Raw genomic sequence first — 23709 nt, forward strand, 5'->3', positions numbered from 1 at the left:
TTAATGACTATTTTACTTATCGATTAAAATCGTCGTATGATCAAAAACAACTTTTCCATCAACAATCGTTAGCTGTACCTTTGTATTAGGAATTTCTTCTGCTGGTACTTCAAAGAGATTTTGTTCTAATACTATGATATCAGCAAGTTTTCCTACTTCTAATGTACCCAGTTCCTCATATCTAAAAGTACCATAAGTTTTCAATGCTTCGGACAGTGTGATGCACTCATGTGGATGCCATACCATTTCCCCGCTGCTGTCGAATCTCGTTACTGCACGACCTATACTAAGCTTATTTTTGCATGGCTTTATCTCCTAACCAACACAGAATTTATAATATATTAATAACATAATTACCCACTATTATTAAGTAGTGATTCTTGTTGTGTATAGCTAGTAGTAGGAAGATTTGAACCACGTCCATTAAATTGCAGTCACAAACTTACCGTCCAGTATTCGATTTAAACCTGGTTATCCATTTAAATATAAAGTCAATGGACGTTCAAAAAGACTGAAAGTTTAATCTCAAAATAAAATGATTAATAAGGAATTTGTAATGAGGGAACGTATGTTTTATAATGTGCTTTGAGAAAGTAATTATCTAACGGAATAGGGGAGGTATTATATGTATATTACAATTTCAGATTTTATTAAAGAATGGAATAAAGAAGCCATTCTCACTCAAAATGTCTTGGATAGTTTGACTGATGAATCTTTAGAACAACAAGTTTATCCTGAAGGTCGCACTTTAGGAAGAATTGTGTGGCATTTCACCACGAATATTCCAGATTATCTAGCTCATTTCGGGTTAAAGATAGACCGGATAGAAAGTTCGGAAAACGTCCCTTCTTCAGCACAGGAAATTGCTATCACTTTTAAAAATGTAAGTTCTCACGCAGCCAAAATAATTGAACAACAATGGACGGACGCATCCCTAGAGCAAATACAAGAAGCGTTTGGTAGACAGGAAACAAATGCTTCCATCCTTATGGGGCTAATCAAGCATATTGTTCATCATCGCGGACAAGTTACGGTTCTGATGCGTCAAGCAGGAATAAAACCTTATGGGGTATATGGACCGCCAAAAGAAGATTGGATTCATCTAGGTGTGGAGAGTCCACCACTTTAATAACTTATGCATGCTTAAGTAATGACCTTAACTAACGGGGCCATTAGCGAATAATTAAATCCCAGTTTCAATTTTATAACCGAGTTAAATAATATGTTAAAGCATCCTTTGAAGGGTGCTTTCTTATTTTGTCAAGAAGGGTTTAAATAAAACCTGCTAATTAGAGAAGATGTTTTAAATGGCATTTTCCTTTTTTTAATTAAAGCTATTGAAGTAAATGTAAAAGTAAAAGGTGGAATGGGTTCCAGTCTTTCCCTTTGAATAGGCTATGTTAAACCATTATTGCAGAATAGTTCTTTAGTAGTATTATTTATAATTATGCTATATTAAGCTTCCATATCCTGAACCCCACCGTAATTGCCACAACCATCGGCACAACTATATCCGTCAATGATAAGGAGTTAAACAAAACGACTATAATGACGAGATCTTTACCAAATCAATTAAAGCTGACTGAAAGTGTATAGATATAGTGCAGGACTTATAAATATCAGTATTTTGTTGAAAAATGTCGTTATTTGCGAATATCATTATCGTCATTTCTGAGATATTATTATATTGAATTAACACATTGAAGTGATAATGCAACTTTTATGTCGGGGCTCAATTAAGTGAGTGGGGGAAAATAAATGAGTGTAATCATCGAGAAGAAACGAGTGGAAAACTATACTCATATGGAAGATGTAATGTTGGTTGGGAAAATCCATAATGGTGATGAAGATGCACTGGACTTTTTAATTAAAAAATACAGATGTGTCGTTCAATCAAATGCTTTGAAGTATTTTTTAACGGGTGGAGATAAGGAAGACGTCTATCAGGAAGGGATGATTGGACTATATAAGGCCATTCGGGACTACAAGAATTGCAAAAAGTCATCTTTCAGATCATTTGCGGAACTGTGTATTACAAGACAAATCATAACGGCTGTTAAAGCGGCTATTTGCCAAAAGCATTCTCCCTTAAATAATTATGTTTCATTGTATAAGCCTAATCAAGGGGAGTCGGAACAGTGCCTAATTGATCTAATCCCTGAAAAGAGACAAAATGACCCAGTCACGATCTTAATTAAATCAGAAGAAATTTGCGATATTGAGCTAATTTTAACGGAAGTCCTTAGTGAGTTGGAAACTAGTGTTGTGGACTTGTACCTGGAAGGAAAAACTTATTTTGAAATATCAAAGGAATTGAATGTTCCAAAAAAGACGATCGATAATGCACTTCAGCGGGTAAAAAGGAAGTTGGAGCGGTACTTCGAGTCCAGGAGGTTGGAAGCATAATAACTATAATTCTTTGAATTTTCATTCATTATTATTTGCAAAACTTCGAAACGATTCAGTAATAAAAAATAGAATGGATAAAAACAATAGTTAAATGCATTCATTCCTGGTAATGGGGCTATTAGTGCAGTGCTATCCTATGAGAAAATAAAAATCCCTCTAGGTAAATGCCGATGATAAATTCCCTGAGTATAAACACAAAAAAGCCCAACTGAAACAGAAGGGCTTTTACTTGTTCATTTTAAATCAATTCACTCTATTCAACTGGAGATTATATCTTAATGTTTCTTCGTCTGTATATAATTTGTATCCAAGTCCATCACTGTAGTCAAGAAATACTTTATCCGGAAGATGCTTTTTAGACTCACTTGATATTAAGATGGGGACCCCATCAATTATGAATCTCTCATCATCTTCGTTCTTATCATCAATTTTCAATTCGTGTTCCACATAAATCGAACAGCTTCCAATATAAATGGCTTCGATACGAACACCTTCATTCTCTTTATAATCCACTTTTAATAGTTGTTCAATCGCTGCTTCTTTAATCTCAATATTCATTAAACCCGCTCCCATACAAAATTGATATTATTTTTATCTATCCAAGGAAAACAAAAATCAAGCCAAAGAAGATTGCTCTAGTTATTCGTATACCCAATTGTTTATAAGTTAATGTGTATAAGAAAGACAAGTTGGGATTTACTCAGACTTCTTAATTAAGTATATTTCCTTAACGTAGGCAAACCTCGGCTTTATTGTCGAAATTTACTTAATGCAACTTTTCCCCGTTTTGGTTACATAAGCAACCTGTTAAGAGCGTGCTCCCGGATTTCCCAGTCTGTAACTTTATAACAGCAATCTTCGCAAAGATCATCCTATCGGCTTTGCTTTCATGGGCCATTTTTTGTTTAATTCAGTTATAAAAGTCTTGACATTCTTTTTATCTTCCATAATTGGGGAATAGACGTACGAAAGTGTCCTGTTAAAGGATTCATTTTTTACCTGAATAATAGAAAGGATTTTATTTTGTACATCCCTTTCAATTACACTTCGGGAAAGCAGAGCCAGCCCTGCGCCGTTTTTTATAAGTGTTTCTTTTATTCCTTGATTACTGCTTATCGTGAGTATCGATTTAATTTTCAATCCGTTTGATCGTATGACGTGATTAAGGTATTCACGAGTACCAGATCCAACTTCCCTGGTTACCCATGCTTGGTCATGTAAATCAGTAATCTCCACTTCGTCTTTATTAGAGAGTACATGATTGTTAGAAGACACAATGAATAGCTCGTCTTGCATGAATGGGTGGACAGAAAGCTCTTTTTCATTAGTTTGACCCTCGATTAAGCCAATATCCACTTTGTATAGCCGAACGGCTTGAACGATTTCTTCCGTGTTTCCAATTACGACTTGAAGTTCGAGTTCAGGATAGTCCTCTTGAAGGTCGATGAGTAAAGAAGGAAGGATATACTCTCCTATTGTAAAACTTGCCCCTATCTTTAATTCGCCCTTGATGGAACTATCGTGTTCCTGAATGTCTTGTCTGGTCTGTTCATAGATTGTGATCATTTGCTTGGCCCGGTCGTAAAGAATTTCTCCCGTCAAGGTGACTTTTAGGAATTTAGGAGAACGGAGAAATAATTTCGTTTGGAACTCTTCCTCCAATTTTTTTATATGTAAACTTACACTTGGTTGGGACATAAGAAGCATTTCTGCTGTTTTTGTAAAATTCTTGACCTCTACAAGGGTCACGAATGTTTTTAGAGCATCATAGTACATAGAAATTTCTCCTTATTATTAATATTCTTAATAGTTACAATAAATTATATATATTTTACTAATGATGTGACTTCCAGTAAAGTTTTAATGAGAAACTTATTTTAGGAAGAGTATAGGCTGTGGAAGGCTATTGTCCTTTATAACCTTATTTTTTATTTGTTGCGAGCTATGAACCTATATGACTATTTTTTTTGCAGTTAAAACCGACTTGGTCTATAGGAGTAAACGAGTTAATTAATTTATGGATGGATATAAAAATGTTTAAACCCACTCGTTATACATAATAGTCAACTAAGATAAGTTAATATCCCTTTGTGAGGTGGAAATCGTGCAACTTCAGGTAAGTAACAGTCCCTTTAATCAAGAGCAGGCAGAGCTCCTTAACAGCCTACTGCCAAGCTTGACAGAAACACAAAAAATTTGGTTGAGCGGTTATCTGACTGCATCTTTGTCAGTTTCGAATATCAGTTCAGCCGTCGCCCCGGTACTGGAAGCTCAAAGCGGCGGGAAGACAATATCAAAAGAGGTGACCATTCTTTTTGGTTCACAGACGGGTAATGCTCAAGGGCTGGCAGAAAAGGCGGCGAGTAAGCTTGAGGGTAATGGCTTTCAGGTTACCATTTCATCCATGAGTGACTTTAAAGTCAACAATTTGAAAAAAGTCAAAAATCTCCTGATTGCCGTTAGCACGCATGGAGAAGGTGATCCTCCGGATAATACATTGTCCTTCCATGAGTACCTTCATGGCAGGAGGGCACCAAGCCTTGAAGGTCTCCGCTTTTCGGTATTGGCGCTAGGAGACAGCTCATACGAGTTTTTCTGTGAAACGGGAAAACAATTCGATAAACGCTTGGAGGAACTTGGCGGGACACGTTTATTTCCGAGAATGGACTGTGACCTTGATTATGATGAGCCTGCTAGCGAATGGCTGGATGGAGTACTTTCTAGTTTAAGTGAAGGGGAAGTCAGTTCAATTGCTGCTGTTCCCGCATCGAAAGCCTCAGTAAGTGAACAAACGTATTCGAGAACAAATCCGTTTAAAGCGGAAGTGTTGGAAAATATAAATTTGAACGGCCGTGGCTCCAATAAAGAGACACATCATCTTGAGTTATCTCTTGAGGGCTCAGGTCTTACATTCGAACCTGGTGACAGCCTTGGTGTTTATCCGAAAAATGATTCGGATTTAGTGGATATGCTTCTTACGGAACTCAATTGGGACCCTGAAGAAACCGTGAAGGTCAATAAGCAGGGAGACCTTCGACAGCTTAGGGAATCGCTCATCTCCGATTTTGAAATTACGGTTTTGACAAAATCGCTCATTGAACAAGCGGCACAGCTTTCAGGTAACGAGGATTTAAAGGAGCTTTTAGAGCCTGGTAATGAAGAAAGGTTAAAAGAATATCGTGAAGGCCGTGATTTGCTTGATTTTGTCCGTGATTTTGGCACATGGGGCGAATCGGCGCAAGAGTTCGTATCGATACTCCGGAAAATGCCAGCCCGTCTATATTCGATTGCGAATAGCTTATCCGCATATCCGGATGAAGTGCATTTGACAATCGGAGCCGTCCGGTATGAAAGTCACGGACGGGAAAGAAACGGTGTCTGCTCCATTTTATGTGCGGACAGATTACAGCCAGGGGACACGCTGCCCGTTTACATTCAGCATAACCAGAACTTCAAGCAGCCGGAGAACCCAGACACTCCAATTATCATGGTTGGACCGGGAACGGGCATTGCTCCGTTCAGATCCTTTATCCAGGATCGCGAAGAAGCTGAAGCGACAGGAAAAACGTGGCTCTTTTACGGCGATCAGCATTTCGTGACGGATTTCCTTTATCAGACTGAATGGCAAAAGTGGTTGAAAACAGGTGTACTTACGAAAATGGATGTTGCCTTTTCACGAGATACTGACGAAAAAGTGTATGTTCAAAACCGGATGCGCGAGCACAGCGGGGAATTATACGAATGGCTTCAAGAAGGTGCAGCTGTATACATTTGCGGTGACGAGAAAAACATGGCACATGATGTGCATAATACGCTTATTGAGATCATTGAAAAAGAAGGCAATATGAGCCATGCTGATGCGAAGGCTTATCTTGAAGAAATGCAACAGAATAAACGCTATCAACGTGATGTGTACTGAAATTTGAATGAAAAGGAGATAACAACATGGTGAAAACACTATTAAAAGCACCAGAAGGCCCGCCCAGTGATGTTGAGCAAATTAAAGAAAAAAGCGATTATTTGCGAGGTACACTTGGAAAAGTGATGCAGGATCGGATCAGCGCCGGTATTCCGGATGATGACAACCGATTAATGAAACATCACGGCAGCTATTTGCAGGATGACCGGGATCTGCGCAATGAGCGTCAAAAACAAAAGCTTGAGCCTGCCTATCAGTTTATGTTGCGTGTCCGTATGGCCGGCGGGGTAGCACAGCCTTCTCAATGGCTTGTTATGGATGACCTCGCTCAGAAATACGGAAACGGAACTTTGAAATTGACAACAAGACAGACGTTTCAAATGCATGGTATTTTAAAATGGAATATGAAAAAAACCATTCAGGAAATCCATGCTTCCATGCTGGATACAATTGCTGCATGCGGAGATGTAAACCGGAACGTAATGTGCAATTCGATTCCATTTCAATCCGAAATCCATTCTGAAGTATATGAATGGTCAAAAAAATTGAGTGATTATCTATTGCCGCGTACAAGGGCGTACCATGAAATCTGGCTGGATGAAGAAAAAGTGGTTGGTTCTCCTGAAGTGGAGGAAGTCGAACCAATGTACGGAAAGCTTTATTTGCCAAGGAAGTTTAAAATAGGTATTGCCGTACCACCATCCAATGATATTGATGTTTACTCCCAGGATCTTGGCTTCATAGCAATTGTTGAAAATGGAAAACTCGTTGGTTTTAATGTAGCGATTGGCGGCGGAATGGGAATGAGCCACGGTGACAAGGCGACATATCCTCAACTAGCCAAGGTAATCGGCTTTTGCCAGCCAGACAAAATACTGGATGTGGCTGAAAAAATCATAACGATTCAGCGAGATTACGGGAACCGATCCGTACGGAAAAATGCTCGGTTCAAGTATACGGTAGACCGGCTTGGGCTCCAAGCGGTAAAGGCTGAACTGGAAAATCGTTTAGGCTGGAAGCTGGAGGAAGAGAGAACATATCATTTTGATAATAATGGTGACCGCTATGGTTGGGTAAAAGGAATGCAAGGGAAATGGCATTTTACACTATTTGTCGAGGGTGGCCGAATTGCCGATATCAATGATTACAAGCTGATGACCGGTTTGCGCGAGATCGCAAAGATCCATACGGGTGATTTCCGTTTGACGGCCAATCAAAACCTTATTATTGCAGATGTGTCAAGCCAGAAAAAGAAAAAGATCATAGAATTGCTTGAAACATACGGTTTGACGGATGGTGCGCATCATTCGGCGCTCCGACGCAGCTCGATTGCATGCGTGGCGCTTCCAACATGCGGGTTGGCAATGGCCGAAGCAGAGCGTTATTTGCCGGTTCTGCTTGATAAAATCGAGACCATCGTTGATGAAAACGGCCTGAGGAACGAAGAAATCACAATTCGCATGACCGGTTGTCCGAATGGATGTGCCCGACATGCACTTGGGGAAATTGGTTTTATCGGTAAGGCACCTGGCAAATATAATATGTATCTAGGTGCTGCATTCGACGGAAGCCGATTAAGTAAAATGTACCGTGAAAACATCGGTGAAGAAGAGATATTAAAAGAGCTGCGTGTACTTCTTTCCCGTTATGCAAAAGAACGTCAGCAAGGAGAGCATTTCGGCGACTTTGTCATCAATGCTGGCATTGTCAAAGAAGTGACGGATGGAACGAATTTTCATGATTGATTAAAACAAACGAGAGACAGGAATAACTTCCTGTCTCTTTTGGTATTCAAAGGTTTTCCGGTGTGCCTGGAACACCGATATGTTGAATCATGACCATACACAGCTATCGCCTATTTATTTGACTTGCTGTTATTTTGATAGGCTACTTCTGCTTCAATCTCAATGAGGAAATCCGGCGAAACCAAACTTTCTACGCCTACTGTTGAACGGGCTGTTTTCACTGGATTTTCTTTTGTATTAAAGAACAGAGCATAGGCATCGAACCAACCTTGATAGTCTGGTTCATCTCCTTTGTTCGGATCTGGCGCGACATACACACGCAGATAGGTTACATCAGCAAGGGAAAGTCCTTTTGTTTTCAAATCTGCTCCTAATTTCTCTAAAATCCCGATTGCCTGCTTTTCTGTATTGCCATATCTCTCATAAGTGGTTTTTCCATCCTTGTTTAAAAGAGGGGCTACTGTTCCGCTAAACAATATCCGGTTATAACTTTGAGGTACAGCAACTGAACTGGAAATCTCAGAAGTTGGGGACCCAAAGAAGGTCACTTTATCCGATTTCAATTCATCTTTTTCGTTATCTGCGGAAGCAACAGAGAATCCTGCGATTAAACTCACACTTAATACTGAGGCAGCGATGATCGATTTCATAGGTGTTTTCATAAAGTCACCTCCTGTTATTTATGTAACAACGATAGGTAAATGATTTGATTCATTTGTGCTGCTTTAGAAGGGACTTTACCTTCTTTTAATAATTCTGCATGAATCCGGCTAACCATGTTTCAAAAGCACCTGCCAGTCAACCAGTTAAATTACTTCTCTGTTCACAATTTGATTTGAAAGTAATTTTCCAATCAGATGAAGAATATTAAATGGCCTATCGATATTTCATCATTCTGAGACCCCGGTTTGGATGATGTTCACTTTAGTTTCTATATTAATGTCCATCACCGGATAAATCTTTTTCCAATGTTCATAGGTCAGTTTTTTATTTTTGGCGTGATATTTTTCCTTAAGGCCAATTGGATCAAGGGATTTTTTCTGAAGATCTTTAATAAGTCGGTTTGCTTGCTTGGTTAAATCAGCTTCCATTTCCTTTTCAATTTTCTTTATCATCTTTCTATTGGTAAGGTTTTCACTTCGCATGGATTCCTTGATTTGTCCTTTAATTTTGATCTTAATCGTGATCGAGGGATTTTTCTCTGAGCCGGATACCTGATAACTTGAACCGCTTCGGATACTTTCCACTACGATATCGCTTTCTTTCTTATCTTTTAATTTGAATTTATATATTCCCCGCCTATGATGCTGAACTAATGTCTTGAAAATGAACATATCATCGGTTCGAACTTTCGTGACCATCTTATTTTCATGAAATAGGGCCACTCCAGAAACAGCAACTTCATTATTAATTAATTTAATTAAAGGAAGATACGAATCACCGCCAGTTTCTAGAGCGTTTCCTAAAAAAAGATGGAGGTTAGTATCGGGTCCGTTCCCCGTTTCATTTTGTTGATTTATCAAATCCGATAAAAAGATTCCAATATTCACATTCGTATTTGGTGGTTTCGTATTTATGACATTCTTGACCTTTCCTTCCACGATGGCCAAAATGACCCTGTTTCCAAGTTGCGGCTCACGGTAGAGATAATCGGTCAGTTCTGTCATTCCGATTTCACGAACCATTTTCTCGCTGAATAAAACGATGCGTGTCTGTCCAAGCATTACCGGCTTATCCGCTTTTTTGGAAACAACAGCCTGGACATCACTTGTTGTCGTCGATGTTCCAGTTAAGATTTGATATTTACCCATCTTGTCCTGTTGGAAGATAGGGATGACGAACATTCCTTCGACATGATCATTCTTAAGTATATCGTAGCCAATGGCTTGGGACATATTGACTTCGTCAACCACCCTTGGCTCGGCACAGCTGCAAAGGAGGGGAAAAGCCAATATAACAAGAAATAATTTTCTCATAAACGTTTCCTCATTTTCTTTATATAAATGACGACCAAAAGAAGAGGCAAGTATAAAGCAACAAAGAGTGCGCCGTATGGATTGATGATTTTACGTAATATATATAGTGAATCGACATCAAAAACAAAAATATTCGTAAGCAGGATTATAATGGACATTCCTAATAATGGATACTTTTGCTGAACATTGAATAAACGCTTGAAACCTCGGCTTGCTGCCCACAAGGATATGGTCATGTTGGGTATGATGACGATGGCCCACCAAGAAACGTCTATATATTCAAATCGTTGAATAAAGGGCAATTCGACAATACTGGTCAATGTCAGTGTCGGCCATATAGTCAGTTCCAACTGTTTTTGTGAATAAAAAACAATTGAAACTAAATAAACGAATACGGTTATTAAGGTTGTTGTTAAGGCCCCTCCATGAGCATATTTTTGTGAAGTTTTAGCATCTTTGATGAACGGATAAAACATAACGATCGTTTCAAAACCAAGCATCGTTAATGAAGTACTTCTGGTTCCTTTCAATATATCCATTAGAGAGTGGTGGAAAACAGGAAGCAAATTGGTGAATTCAGAGTATTTCATGGCATAGAATAGGACAAATAAAAGCCAGTATGTCAAAATGGAGCTTAAAAAGGTAATACCCGTAATCGTTCGGAACCCTCCCGTATTTATATAATAAATCAGGATCAGAAAAACTGAAGCAAACGCCCAAGAAGGTACCTCTTCAAACATCCATACATGTATGACATTTATATAGCTAATCATGACTGTCATCCCTAGGATCAAAAAGTAAAGAATGAATAATAGACTGAAGAAATTCCCGATCCATTTTCCGAATGCATGATTATTGGCAGAAATGATATCACCAGGGACGATACTGAAGATTTTATATATGACCCAAATCATTATATGAACGATCAGGCCGGCTAGTAGTATCGAAATCCAGCCATCTGTTCCCGTTGTCTTCGCTAAAACTCTTTGAAAACTTAAAACGCCTATTCCCGTTTGCATTGAATGCACTAAAAAAAATACATAAAACGGTGACACTTTATACTTTTCATTAACTCCAGCTTGGTTCATATAGGACCCTCATTTAAATCATTCATTAAAATCATTTTTTTTGATTCTTGCTTTTTTGGGCTGCTGTCTGGATATATCATCAGGACGTAAATTTACAGGCCGTGACTTGAAAAGATTTAAAGGAAGCCGAACAAAGCTGTCTTTCCAATCTTGCATGCGAAATGGGTAGATCGGTTCGAGGTACGGGTGTCCCATTGATGTTAATTTGATAAGGTGGGTCATCAAAAACACGGCTGCTATGGTAATGCCGAGCAGCCCCCAAATTTGGGCCCCGATTAAGAAGGGGAACCGCAGCAGCCGAATGGCATTACCCATTTTATAAATGGGAGTAACAAATGATGCCAAGGCCGAGAGGGCAACGATGATCAATAAGATATTACTGGTCAAACCAGCTACAACGGCTGCTTGACCGATAACGATACCGCCTACGATACCTAATGTCTGACCTACCTTTGTTGGCAGCCTAGCAGCAGCTTCCCGTAATAACTCAATGGAAATCTCCAGGAATAATGCTTCGATCAAAGGCTGAAAAGGTATTAAGTTCCTTGAAGTGACGATCGTTTCCAAAAGATCTTTAGGAATCAGTTCATAATGATAGGTCAGCACGGCTACATAAATGGGAGTAGCAAATATGGAAAAAGCGACCGCGAAGATCCTTAATAAACGGAAAGCAGATGCCGGAATCCACGGCATATTATAATCTTCCATCGTGATAAAGTATTCCAACAAAATGGTTGGAGTAATAAGTGCAGAGGATGACCTATCGATTAACAGGGCTACTTTACCTTCAGCCAATGCACTTGCGATGCGATCAGGCCTTTCCGTATTTAGAAAAAGGGGAAACAAGGTATTTGAATTATCATATAGCATTTGTGCGAGATAGGACCCGTCCAATATTTCATCAAACTCTACGTCATTGATCCTTTGGATAACATTATCGACATTTTCCTGATCAACGATTCCTTCTATCGATAAAACTGCCACTTTGGTTTTAGACAAGTATCCCACAGTCATTTCACTTACTTGCAATCCAGGGACAGGAAGTCTTTTTCTGACTAAATTCAGATTGATATCAAGATCCTCGACAAAAGCTTCTTGAGCACTTATGATTCCAAATTCAAGTTCAGGTTTCTCAACTTGTCTTCCTTGTTGGGCCGCAACATTGATTAATAGGCATTCATCAAGATTTCCATCTAAACGAAGTGCAATTTCGCCTCTCATGATTCTTTCTTCAATTACAACCTTGGTTCTAGTAATCAGTGTATTTTCAATAGGAACGTTTTCTTTTATTTGCTCCAAATTTATCGTTTCCAGAGTAGGTATGACAGAAAGAACACTTTCATGAAGTACCTGTGCATCGATCAAAGAGCGATAAAAAGAGACCCAGTAGCCTATGCCATTATATGTTCCTTGATGGTTTATGAAATCATTGGATGAAGATAGAGTATTGAATAGATCCCTTACTTCCGACACTTTATTTAATTCATCATTTTTTTCTTTTGGTTGATTGGGTTTTTTTTTGAACTTTCTGCGGTTAAACAATGCTGTCACCTCTGCACTAAAACTTATTATCCTAGCATTTGCAATTTAATTACAAATTAACCATTTTGGATGCTAATGTCGCTCGCTATAGAAAGGGATATCATTAATAAAATGGTGTAAAAGCTGCCTCCATATCCTGTTCGCATAAAAAAAATGAAAATAGAGGAAACTGATACAAAAAAACCCCATTTAACCAAAGGAGTTCTCCATGAAAAGTAAACCCTTGCATATAAAATTGGATCAAAAACAGGAAAAATTGAAATCTGAATTGAATATGCAGGCTGATGTCGTTTTTAAAGAGGTATTCATTCCCGGTTATGAAATTTCAGGATTATTCGTATTTTTAAATGGAACGATGGATTACCCTGCATTCAATGATATAGTCCTGGATTTATCAGCTGCGCAAGTCGAAACATCGCACCCGGTTTCAATCGAGCAGCTCGTCATTTCCAAAATCTGTTCAGTCAGGGAACAGGATGTTGAAACATATGAAAAAGGCATAGAGTATATTTTTGATGGGAAAACGCTTTTATTTATAGATGGAATTGTAAATGGTTATGTCTTGAATCTGGAAAAGGAAAAAGTTCGTACACTGGGTGAACCTTCAACAGAGAGGGTTGTCAGGGGACCGAAGCTTGGGTTTATCGAAAGTCTTCAAGAAAATATCGGCTTGATAAGGCAATATTCGAACCATCCCAACCTTATCGTCCAACAACAGAAGTTCGGGACGATGGAAAAACGGGAAGTTGCATTGATCTATTATGAAGGAAAAGCTAGCGATTCTTTGCTAAAAGAAGTGAATAAACGGATAAATGAAGTGAAAGCTACTGATCTCCAAGACTCGGGGATGCTCGAGGAATTAATTGAAGATACAGCGTTAACCCCTTTCCCGCAAATCCAAAATACGGAGCGTCCGGATAAAGTATTGGCTGCACTGCAGGAGGGAAGGGTGGTCATCATGGTTGACGGCTCGCCATTTGCGCTGATGGCACCAACGACGATGACGATGTTGCTGCAGTCACCTGATGATTATTATGAAAGGTGGGTAGCGGGTTCTTTTCTACGTATACTTCGCTATTTATCATTATTTGTTACCGTATTTCTTTCAGGGATTTATATCTCCTTAGTATCGTTCAACCCTGGATTGCTTCCGTCAGAACTGGCGATGACGATCGCGGGTACAAGGGAGAACGTTCCCTTTCCGCCGTTTGTTGAAGCTATCATCATGGAATTGACGATTGAACTGCTTCGCGAAGCAGGTATTCGGCTCCCATCGCCCATTGGTCAAACGGTTGGATTGGTTGGCGGGGTCATTATTGGACAAGCGGCAGTTCAAGCCAATATTGTAAGTTCCCTGATGGTCATAATCGTTTCGATCACGACGATTACCTCTTTTACGGTCCCGCAATATAGCTTTGGACTGGCGTTCAGGGCATTAAGGTTCGGGGCGATGATTTTTGCCGCCGTTTTAGGTTTATACGGAACCACATTATTCTTTATCATCGTTATCAGCCATTTGTCAAAATTGACGAGCTTCCAAGAACCTTATTTTCAACCAATGGATTTTATCGGTAAAAAGACCTGGAGAGATGCGTTCCTGCGGTTACCGAAGCGGAAGAAAGGGGGGGATTCTTTTGAGCCAGTCCGACGGCAAAATTCTTAGTGGCGAATTGGCTGCGATCATTTCTTGCAGTATGTTAGGAATTGGAATGCTGACCCTTCCGAGAACGTTAACGGAAAAAATCCATTCGACCGATGGATGGATCGTCTTGATTTTAAATGGGATCGCTATTGCCCTTTTGTTATGCTTATTGGTTGTTCTGTTAAAAAAACATAAGGTCGCTAACTATTACACGTACATGGAGGAGGCATATGGAAAGTGGCTCTCTAAACTTATTGGGTTGGTAGTGGTGGTGTACTTTATAGGCGTGGCCAGCTTTGAAGTTCTTGCGATGAGTGAAATGGTGCGGTTTTATTTGTTGGAGGAAACACCAGTTGAAATCGTGATACTTTCCATGATTTTAGCGAGTGTGCATCTTTTGACCGGCAAAATAAAAGCCATAGCAAAGGCTTGTGTCTTCTTTCTTCCTTTGACAATAGTCATCGTCTTGCTCATTTATTTGTTCAGTCTCAGGATAGTAGAGATAAAAAACCTCCAGCCTGTTCTTGCGAAAGGATTTCTACCTGTCATGAAAGGAATGGGCTCCGGAACTTTGTCTTTTTTTGGAATTGAACTTTTCATCTTTTTGTTTGGCGTCGTTAAAAATCAAAACAAGATAAAAAGTGGCGTTTTAATCGGTTTTTTCATACCGCTGATTTTATATGTGATTACATATGTATTGGTAGTGGCTACACTGACTGTCCCGGAAGTCAAAGCGGTTACTTTGCCAACCATTTCTTTTATTCAGTCCTTTGAAGTAAAAGGGATATTTTTAGAGCGTATGGAACTATTTCTCTTAATCACTTGGATTCTTCAGTTTTTTTTAACACATGCAATTTACTTTTACTTTGCAGCAGAAGGAATGACGAAAATATTTAGCAATTCATATACAACGAACCTTATTGTTTTGGTTCCCGTCGTTTTTCTTCTGGCCAAAATCCCTAAAGATATAACTGGAATTTTAAAAATGAGCGATTTGCTAGGATATCTATTTCCGGTTATATTGATTGGCTTACCAATTATTACATTCGTAATCGTTCAATTGAAAAGGAGTAGAAGAAGCGGATGAAAAGATTATGGTTGATCTTGCTTATTCCTTTGCTTACAGGCTGTTGGGACAGTGAAAATATTGAAGAGTTATCCCTTGTAGTTGGAGTGGGGATCGATAAAAGCAAAAAGAAGGACGAAATCATGTTAACACAGCAAATTCTGGTGCCTCCAGGAAATAGTGTTCAGGAGAATCAGGCCCAACAAAAATATAAAAATGTTACCGTCAGTGCCAAAACACTTCATGAAGCAATTAGGGATTCTTTACTCATAACCAATACGGTATTAACCAATCATCAGCGTATCATCCTTATTAATGAAGATGTATTAAGGAAAATCCCGATGGAAGCGATCATTAATCAGTCAATACGCGATAATAATACAAGGAGAAGCTGTCATGTTTATTTAACAAAGAGACCGACAAAAGAAATTTTGGGACGATCCGAAGATGGGGAGATCCCTTCGAATGTAATCTATGAATTGAAAGATAATGAGAACAGAACGAATAAGATACTTCCGCCTTTAACACTGGGCAAAGCATCCTCAAATTTGCAGTCAGATGGAAGCTTTGCCATTCAGGCCGTTGATATTAGGGGTGGGAAATTAATTTTGGAGGGTGCAGGGGTGATCAACAATTCAAAGTTGGTCGGGGTCATGAATGATGAAGATATTGCTGCATTAAATTGGTTGAACGGAGAAGTAAAGGGCGGAATAATCGAAGCGGTCCAACACGGTAAGCCTTTAAGTGTCGAAGTGATCAATAGGACAAGGAGGAAAATCACGACGGAATTGAACGGTGATCATTTGACGATCAATATTGAGGTCGGGTACACAGGAAGACTTTCGGAAGATTGGTATGGTAAGGAGAATTCTTTTGAAAAAGCCTATTTAAAAGAGGTTGAGCGTATTGCCGAGGATGAAGTGAAAAAGGATGTAAGGAAAATCGTATATAAATTACAGCATGATTATAAAACAGGGGTAGCAGGATTGTATCGTTATGTGCAAAATCAGCATCCAAAGTTTTGGGAGAAAAATAAGAATAAATGGGACGAAGTTTTCAGTAAAGCCGATATTAATTATGAAGTGGACATAAGGATCGTAGACTTTGGTTCAAAAGGAGGGATAAAGTGAATGATCATAAGAAGAAAAACCTTCCAAATGGAAGGTTCTTCTGTCGATGCACTTAAGTTATCGTTTATTTAATAGCCAAAGAAAAGGAACAGTCAAGGCAGACCGAACGTTCTTGGCAAATTCGTCACTTCATGTGCAACCCTGATGCCGGATTGAATGGCTCCTTCAATCCAAGCAGGTACGGTTGATGTATGCTCACCTGCGAAGTGGACCCTTCCTTCAGGGGTTGGGATGTATGGAAACAAGTCCGTCTCCTGACCAGGTTTAAACATGGAGAAAGCGCCGTAGGAATACTGATTCAGTGTCCAGCTATAAGAAGCTCCTGATAAAAAATGATCATATACTTGTTTTCCATGGATCACTGCCAAATTTTTCAATGCGTGTTGTATACGATCATTTTCTGGAAGTATATCCCATAAAGTGGCGTCATCTTCCCATGTATAACTTGCTAGAATGATACCGGATTCACTCTGGTTACTAGTTTGGCTGGGGTAATAAGAAAATCTAATAGGTAAATCGGTCGTCAATTTACCGCCGAAGATTCCTTCCTTTTCCCAAAACCTATGCGTGAACTGGAGTCCAATTTTTGTGGAAGCGGCATAATGGAGTTCCCTTATTGCCTTCCACTTATTATGGGAAAAGGAATTCCGGGGTTCAATATCTATAAATTGCAGCAATTGAAGTGGGATCGTCACGATGGCAAGATCACCAGTAACCGTTAAGGGGTTTTGGCTTTGAGTATGTTTGGAATGGATGGTGACTTGATTATCATGTTGGATGATCTTTGTCACTTCATATCTGAAGTTTAAATTATCCTTCAATTCCGGTAGAAAGGCATTTGGAAGCCGGTCGTTTCCTCCGTCGATTGCATAAAATTCTATGTCTGGATTAAAGAGCGGCATCAGCTCCCGAAGTATGGCAGGAAAAGAAAGTTCCGGGAATCCTTCTAAACCCATCAGGACTTTGATGCTTTCAATCGCCCCTGTTGAAAGACTGATTCCGACTGGATTGTACTGTAAAAAGAAGCTCATGGAATACTTATCAAACTCTTTAATGACTATTTCCCAATTTCTGCGTGGGTTTTGAATGATGAAGTCAGTCACAGGCTTAATTGCCATGTTGAGTAATTCTTCAGCTGTTTTACCTCTTTCATGTGGAGCTACAGGGTACCTAAGTATATCCGGGTTCCGTTGGTATATGGCAGCGGTCGTCTTAATTCCATTGGCATAAATGGGGTCATTAGGAGTGGCATTCACAAAAGTGTTGACACGTAAACCATACTTCTTGATGTATTCAGCAACTAAGTAATGATAATTCGGAATGCGCATGGCACCGGCTTCAAGGTAGGAACCTTCTGAAAATGGCTCCCGAATGGTTAAAACACGCCCTCCGACCCGCCCGGTTGCTTCCAATATCGTTACTTCGTGCCCCGCTTGTTTTAAAAGCGATGCTGCAACCAACCCAGACATGCCGGCACCAATGATAATGATTTTTTTGGGGATTGGGGAAGGCCCCAGGCCATTTCTGATCACAGCAAGCATTTGATCGGGTGATAGCGGATCTTTGAAAAAGGACAAAGTGTTTTTCTCCTCTCTTGTTACACTTTCTATATGGGATTTACGCTATCTTATTCCTATAGGGTCACCTTTTATGAAGAATCTTCAATAATTTGTCATCTAAATGCTTAGTGAAATTTTATTAGCGCATTGCTGAAATCCACGTAATATATATCAAAAATAACCTCGATAGAATATCTGCTAAACAATCAACTAAAAACATCATTAAGTAAAATTAAGTAAAAAGCTGACCTTCTGTAAAACCTATGAAAACTTAGTTTGTGGAATATTATTAAATATTTTCCTTTCTAGAGGAGATACTACCAAGAGACAAAGGTTAGAAAGGAAGACAGTATGGATCATATACAAATGGCCCGTGCGATGTTCGGGACGAATATGGCTGTACATATCATATTTGCAACGATCGGCGTCGGGTTGCCGATGATGATGTTGGCAGCGGAATTGATGTATCAAAGGACAAAGGATTTACAGTATGTCGTCATGGCTAAACGCTGGACGAAAACATTAGGGGTTCTGCTTGGGGTCGGCATTCCGACTGGTACGATTGCTGGTGTACAGCTGTCACTATTATGGCCGGGGTTCATGGAAGTGATTGGACGTGTCATGGCGCTTCCATTCCAGATCGAGATTTATGCATTCATGGTTGAAGCGCTGTTCATGTCAATCTACGTGTATGCTGCTGAAAAAATCAAGCCATGGGCCCGGATCGTGAGTTTATTCTTTGTTGCATTCGGAGCATTGGCTTCGGCTGTATTGATTTCGAATGTCCATGCTTTTGAGGGGACACCGGCTGGGTTCCGGTTTGAAAATGGGGAGATCGTCGATGTCGATCCTTGGGCGGCATTTTTCAACCCAAGTTTCTTGGTGACGGCGGGACATACGGCCCTGACTGCTTATACTACAGGCGCTTTTGTCGTAGCATCCGTTGCAGCCTATAAGATGCTGAAAAATAAATATGGCACTGCTGAATTTAACTTTCACCAAAAAGCACTGAGACTCAGTATTGTATTGGGTTTGGTTTTTTCTTTTTTGACGGCATTGAACGGTCATGCGACTACACAGCATTTATATAGGGAACAGCCGGAAAAACTGGCGGCGGCAGAAGGGTTGTTTGAAACACAGGACCATGCCGGACTTACCTTGTTTGGTTATACCGATAGGGAAGCACAGGAAGTGAAGTATGGGATTGAATTCCCATGGTTATTAAGCTTTCTATCTGGTAATAGCTTTGATACGGTCGTGACCGGTTTAAACGATTTTCCGGAAGAGTATTGGCCCCCGCTTTATGTCCATATCTTGTTCAACGCCATGGTCATCATTGGTTCAGGCTTAATCGCGTTGGCACTGTTTGGATTGGTATGGAATAAATGGCTGAAAAAGGAGACATATCCGAAATGGATTCTTTGGCTGTTTGTTGCGTCAGGGCCGCTTTCTGTGATTTCAATTGAATGCGGTTGGATTTTTGCCTGTACAGGCAGACAGCCATGGACGATATACAGGATGCTGACCACGGAGGATTCTGTCACTTCGTACGAAAACCTTGGATTTTTATTCACGATGTTCATTATTGTATATATCATTTTATGCGTTTCTGTCGTGTTTACACTTTTGTATTATTTCAAACGTCATTCCGTGATGGATGATATATATAAGGCCGAACAGAAAGATGTTAGGCTTTTCGATTCAAATTCATAAAAGGGGGGGGAAGGCGAATGAGTGATGCTCTTCTTGCAATAACACTGGTCTGGGGCTTTATTTTTCTTTATGCCATCATGGCCTCTATGGATTTCGGCGCTGGCTTCTGGGCAATGACTTACATTAAAAAAGAAGAAACGAATGCTACCAAGATCGCAAATAGCTATTTATCACCAACTTGGGAAGTGACTAATACTTTTGTCGTTGGTCTTGTCATTGCGATTTACAGTTTATTTCCAGGTGCGGTTTTCCCGATAGGGGTAGCCTTGATCGTTCCTGCAAGCCTGATACTTGTCCTGCTATGTATTAGGAGTGCTTTCTTGGTTTTCTCGCATAGCGTAGACAAATATGAAAAAGCGTTAACGTATATTTCAGGATTGACGGGATTGATCATACCCGGGCTATTAATCAGCGTATTGCCAATCACCCACCTTGGATTTGTTGAAGGTGTAAGAGGAAATGAAGAATTGAATCTATCTAAACTATTCACGAGTCCAAATGAGTATGCATTTGTGGGGTTCGGAATTATGAGCACGCTTTTTTTATCATCTTTGCTCCTGTCCGATTACTCAAAACAGGCCGATGAAATGAAAGCATACAAAATATATCGCAGAGATGCGATGATAACGGGCCCGCTTATGTTGGTCATGGCTTTGTTGGTTATGCTCACGTTAAGAAACGAAGCGAATTGGATCTACCAAGGAATGATGAAAAACTCTGGATTGTTATTCGTCTCGCTCATTTTTTTCATCATTAGCGGGATAGCACTGTACTTACCCTATTTTTCTAAGCAGGAGGTTAAAGGGATGCCTCGCCTCGCTGTAATAGCGATCATCATACAGTATTTAATCGGAAGCTATGTTTATGGTATCGCACATTTACCTTATATCATATATCCAAATGTCACGATTCTTTCAGGATTTACCGATCCAACCTCATTCCGGGCCGTGTTTGCCACTTATATCGTGGGCTTTGCGATATTAGTGCCAGGGTTCTATTATTTCTGGTCCATCTTCATGAAAGATCAGCGTCGAAAGTTCAAACGGCGACAAATGTCAAATTAGTTCATCTTTGAAAAGCGAGGTTATCACTATGAAAAAGTTAGATCTGCTAAAATATGCGGTTTTAGTCATCTCACTATTTTTGAGCTATCAAGCGGTTGAAGCCCATGATAAAAATTTTCAGGTAGATGGCACATATATTTCAACAAAAAGAGATGTAACAGGTGACCAGAAAATAGACATCATCCAGGTTCAGGGACTGCCATTTGAGGAAGGAAGCAAGTTTCTGAAGAAAATTGAGTTAAGTGTGGAAAGCAATCGCCATACAATCAGCGTCCCGCTTGAAGCTGGGTATACTCCAGACCTAAAGGTGGCGGACTTGAATAATGATGGAGTCCAGGATGTATTGGTCACGATTTTGATGGAAGGCAGAGAGCGGTTGATATCCAGTTACGCCTATACGTTCAAGGATGGAAAAGTAAAGGAACTGGAAGTCCCTCCATCCGTTCCCGTAATAGCACAATTTCTTGACGGATACAAAGCGGAAATCATTATCGAAGGTCAAAAACCTGTGGTGATAGATGTCAGTTCCAGAAAACAAGCGTATGATGAATTGGGCATTTATCAAAATGGAAAACTAAATGAACCGACTGAGCTTTTTGTTGATCCATACTCCTCATTGGATCTCAAGACAGTTTTTGGAAAAGGAAAAGCACTTATGGGAGTCCAAAACGTAAAAGGTTCAGATGAACTTGTTCCGATTTTGAAGATTAAATCAGTATGGAAGTATGACAATGGATGGCAGCTTGTAAAAGCACAGGTTAAACCGGTCAAGGGTAGTGAATGACAATATGTATCGCATGCATTACTAAATAAAGTAGGTTGACAGCTCTTGGTTTTGAGGGCTGTTTTTTTATTGATAATTAAAAATTGACAATTTTTAAATATTTGGTAAAATCTAAATAAATCCAGTTAACTACATAACCACATCTTCTTTATGTCGTTAAATGTAAGCGGATACAAGAAGGAGGTGCAGTCTTACGGAGTTAAAAGAAAAAATAATTGAAACATCGTTGACGCTCTTCGATCAGCATGGTTTTCATGGTGTCTCCGTTAACGAAATCGTTAAGGCTTGCGGAACTAGCAAGGGAGGTTTTTATCACCATTTCTCTTCCAAAGATGAACTTTTATTTGTCATCCATGATTACTTTATTTCATATGTTTTAACAAAAGCACAGGAAGCCATCTCAGAAAGTACCCATCCAACAGAAAAAATGCAAAAGATCATTCAATCATTTGTTAAAGTTTTTGACCTCTATAAACCACACATCTCAGTTTTCTATCAAGAAAGCATTTACTTAAAACCGCCCTATGTTGAAGCAATCAAAAAAAAGCGCCAAATGTATAAAGAAATCATTTTTTCCGTTATCAAAGAAGGTATTGACAAGGGAGTATTCCGCAGCGAATTGCCAGTGGAAATTACCGGAATGTCAATTCTGGGCATGGTGAACTGGTCCTACAAATGGTACAAAAGGGACGGTGGAAAAACGATAGATGAAATCGGTGATATTTACGTAGATTTAATTCTGAATGCCCTATTGATAGATAAACAAAAAGAAGCGGAAATCACGCAGCCATTTTTACTGAAGAACCAAGTTGTTATGGATTAAACTATAAATTTGATTTGTACAGACCAACTAGTCGGTCTCAATAGAAAGGGGAATGAATATATGGATTTTTCACTTACAAAAGAACAGCAGATGATTAAGGAAATGGTTAGGGAATTTGCCGAAAAGGAAATTAAACCCATTGCTATAGAGTTGGATGCAAAGTCCATGTTTGCGGAGGATGTATTCAAAAAAATGGGGAAACTCGGGTTGCTTGGAATTCCGTTTCCTGAAGAATATGGCGGTTCGGGCGGAGATACGGTTTCGTATGCCATTGCAGTTGAAGAGGTTGGAAAGGCATGCGGGGGAACCGGCTTAAGTTATGCAGCAGCCGTTTCGCTCGGGGCAAGTCCAATTTACTACTTTGGAACCGAAGAACAGAAGCAAAAATATCTGGTTCCAATCACGACCGGTGAAACCCTGGCAGCTTTCGGGTTAACAGAGCCTAATGCTGGTTCCGATGCTGGCGGTACTAGAACTACTGCCGTGTTGGAGGGTGATGAATATGTGATTAATGGCGAGAAAACATGGATAACAAATGCCAGCTATTCAAGAACGGTTACCGTCACGGCTGTATCGGGCAAAGATTCCAAGGGCAAAAATATCATCTCGGCATTCATCGTGCCAACCGATACCCAAGGGCTGACGATAAATAGCAATTATGAAAAAATGGGAGTTCGAGCTTCCAATACTTGTGAAATCATTCTGGATAATGTCCGGGTGCCAAAGGAAAATTTACTGGGAGATCCAGACAAAGGGTTCAAACAATTCTTATTCACGCTTGATGGAGGAAGGATTTCCATTGCTGCTTTGGCCGTCGGTATCGCCCAGGCTGCCTTTGATAGAGCTTTAGCTTTTTCAAAAGAGCGCGTTCAATTCGGTAAAACCATATCCAATTTCCAGGCCATTCAATTCAAGCTTGCAGACATGGCGATGGAAATTGAATTGGCGAGGAATATGGTATATAAGGCTGCATGGTTAAAAGACAATAAAAAACCTTTTGCAAAGGAAGCGGCATATGCCAAGCTTTTTGCAAGTGAGACCGCGTTCCGGTCCAGCAATCAAGCTATTCAAATACACGGCGGCTCTGGTTACATGCGTGAATATGAGGTGGAGCGCTATTTAAGAGATGCTAAGTTATTGGAGATTGGTGAAGGTACATCCGAAATTCAAAGACTCGTTATCGCAAGGCAATTAGGCTGTTAATCTTTACGGAACGTAAAATGAACAATGATGCTTTGGTTCATTTTGG

General features: G+C 39.8%; 20 protein-coding genes. 12 read left to right on the forward strand and 8 right to left on the reverse strand.

What is annotated here, in order from left to right; all coding sequences use genetic code 11:
- Positions 1-12: 12 nt before the first annotated feature.
- A complete protein-coding gene (locus tag ACWF5P_RS18140) occupies positions 13-312 on the reverse strand; it encodes an amidohydrolase family protein (protein ID WP_434169655.1) in 300 nt (99 codons plus the stop codon).
- Between the two features lie 313 nt (positions 313-625).
- Here ACWF5P_RS18140 and ACWF5P_RS18145 point away from each other — a divergent pair, with 313 nt between their 5' ends.
- A complete protein-coding gene (locus ACWF5P_RS18145; protein WP_434169480.1) occupies positions 626-1129 on the forward strand; it encodes a DinB family protein in 504 nt (167 codons plus the stop codon).
- Positions 1130-1758: 629 nt separating this feature from the next.
- Entirely contained in the window at positions 1759-2406 is a 648-nt protein-coding gene (gene sigH, locus ACWF5P_RS18150; RefSeq protein WP_230176366.1) for an RNA polymerase sporulation sigma factor SigH, read from the forward strand.
- 246 nt (positions 2407-2652) lie between these two features.
- On the opposite strand, the gene ACWF5P_RS18155 is transcribed toward sigH, so the two are convergent.
- Together ACWF5P_RS18155 and ACWF5P_RS18160 are read right to left on the reverse strand one after the other, a co-directional pair.
- A complete protein-coding gene (locus ACWF5P_RS18155; RefSeq protein ID WP_434169481.1) occupies positions 2653-2967 on the reverse strand; it encodes an iron-sulfur cluster biosynthesis family protein in 315 nt (104 codons plus the stop codon).
- 309 nt (positions 2968-3276) lie between these two features.
- Positions 3277-4185, reverse strand: a complete 909-nt coding sequence (locus ACWF5P_RS18160; RefSeq protein ID WP_402942614.1) for a LysR family transcriptional regulator — start codon at positions 4183-4185, stop codon at positions 3277-3279.
- A gap of 328 nt (positions 4186-4513) precedes the next feature.
- Here ACWF5P_RS18160 and ACWF5P_RS18165 point away from each other — a divergent pair, with 328 nt between their 5' ends.
- Positions 4514-6328: an assimilatory sulfite reductase (NADPH) flavoprotein subunit gene (locus ACWF5P_RS18165; protein WP_452445138.1), complete on the forward strand. Its 1815-nt coding sequence runs from the start codon at positions 4514-4516 to the stop codon at positions 6326-6328.
- 26 nt (positions 6329-6354) lie between these two features.
- Positions 6355-8073, forward strand: a complete 1719-nt coding sequence (gene cysI, locus ACWF5P_RS18170; RefSeq protein WP_101221957.1) for an assimilatory sulfite reductase (NADPH) hemoprotein subunit — start codon at positions 6355-6357, stop codon at positions 8071-8073.
- A 110-nt stretch (positions 8074-8183) separates the two neighbouring features.
- Here the strand turns inward: cysI and ACWF5P_RS18175 are convergent, their stop codons facing one another.
- The 4 genes from ACWF5P_RS18175 to ACWF5P_RS18190 form a co-directional block, all read right to left on the reverse strand.
- Positions 8184-8735, reverse strand: a complete 552-nt coding sequence (locus ACWF5P_RS18175) for a RidA family protein (RefSeq protein ID WP_434169483.1) — start codon at positions 8733-8735, stop codon at positions 8184-8186.
- A 228-nt stretch (positions 8736-8963) separates the two neighbouring features.
- A complete protein-coding gene (locus ACWF5P_RS18180) occupies positions 8964-10049 on the reverse strand; it encodes a Ger(x)C family spore germination protein (protein ID WP_434169484.1) in 1086 nt (361 codons plus the stop codon).
- Positions 10046-11137, reverse strand: coding sequence for a GerAB/ArcD/ProY family transporter (locus ACWF5P_RS18185; protein WP_434169485.1), 1092 nt, complete (start codon positions 11135-11137; stop codon positions 10046-10048). The genes ACWF5P_RS18180 and ACWF5P_RS18185 overlap by 4 nt, the downstream gene beginning before the upstream one ends.
- An 18-nt stretch (positions 11138-11155) precedes the next feature.
- A complete protein-coding gene (locus ACWF5P_RS18190; protein WP_434169656.1) occupies positions 11156-12610 on the reverse strand; it encodes a spore germination protein in 1455 nt (484 codons plus the stop codon).
- A 277-nt stretch (positions 12611-12887) separates the two neighbouring features.
- Here ACWF5P_RS18190 and ACWF5P_RS18195 point away from each other — a divergent pair, with 277 nt between their 5' ends.
- The 3 genes from ACWF5P_RS18195 to ACWF5P_RS18205 are packed head-to-tail and all read left to right on the forward strand — an operon-like array spanning position 12888 to position 16517.
- Positions 12888-14342: a spore germination protein gene (locus tag ACWF5P_RS18195; protein ID WP_434169486.1), complete on the forward strand. Its 1455-nt coding sequence runs from the start codon at positions 12888-12890 to the stop codon at positions 14340-14342.
- On the forward strand, positions 14314-15408 hold the full coding sequence (locus ACWF5P_RS18200) for a GerAB/ArcD/ProY family transporter (protein ID WP_434169487.1): 1095 nt from the start codon (positions 14314-14316) through the stop codon (positions 15406-15408). Before ACWF5P_RS18195 ends, ACWF5P_RS18200 begins: the two co-directional genes overlap by 29 nt.
- Positions 15405-16517: a Ger(x)C family spore germination protein gene (locus tag ACWF5P_RS18205; protein WP_434169488.1), complete on the forward strand. Its 1113-nt coding sequence runs from the start codon at positions 15405-15407 to the stop codon at positions 16515-16517. Before ACWF5P_RS18200 ends, ACWF5P_RS18205 begins: the two co-directional genes overlap by 4 nt.
- A 92-nt stretch (positions 16518-16609) precedes the next feature.
- Here ACWF5P_RS18205 and ACWF5P_RS18210 read toward each other — a convergent pair whose 3' ends face one another.
- Positions 16610-18058 (reverse strand): FAD-dependent oxidoreductase, encoded by a 1449-nt coding sequence (locus ACWF5P_RS18210; protein WP_434169657.1) that lies wholly within the window; start codon positions 18056-18058, stop codon positions 16610-16612.
- Between the two features lie 369 nt (positions 18059-18427).
- On the opposite strand from ACWF5P_RS18210, the gene ACWF5P_RS18215 reads away from it, so the two are divergent.
- From ACWF5P_RS18215 to ACWF5P_RS18235, 5 genes are all read left to right on the forward strand, one after another.
- The gene (locus ACWF5P_RS18215; protein WP_101221965.1) at positions 18428-19789 is read left to right on the forward strand and encodes a cytochrome ubiquinol oxidase subunit I; all 1362 of its coding nucleotides are present in this window, start codon (positions 18428-18430) and stop codon (positions 19787-19789) included.
- A 17-nt stretch (positions 19790-19806) separates the two neighbouring features.
- Positions 19807-20853, forward strand: a complete 1047-nt coding sequence (locus ACWF5P_RS18220; RefSeq protein ID WP_249593703.1) for a cytochrome d ubiquinol oxidase subunit II — start codon at positions 19807-19809, stop codon at positions 20851-20853.
- Positions 20854-20881: 28 nt separating this feature from the next.
- Complete coding sequence (locus ACWF5P_RS18225) at positions 20882-21637, forward strand: hypothetical protein (protein WP_434169489.1); 756 nt, start codon at positions 20882-20884, stop codon at positions 21635-21637.
- A 211-nt stretch (positions 21638-21848) separates the two neighbouring features.
- Complete coding sequence (locus ACWF5P_RS18230; RefSeq protein ID WP_137019767.1) at positions 21849-22460, forward strand: TetR/AcrR family transcriptional regulator; 612 nt, start codon at positions 21849-21851, stop codon at positions 22458-22460.
- 60 nt (positions 22461-22520) lie between these two features.
- The gene (locus ACWF5P_RS18235; protein ID WP_260357561.1) at positions 22521-23663 is read left to right on the forward strand and encodes an acyl-CoA dehydrogenase; all 1143 of its coding nucleotides are present in this window, start codon (positions 22521-22523) and stop codon (positions 23661-23663) included.
- Positions 23664-23709 lie beyond the last annotated feature (46 nt).

This window comes from Peribacillus sp. NPDC055009, assembly GCF_053608705.1.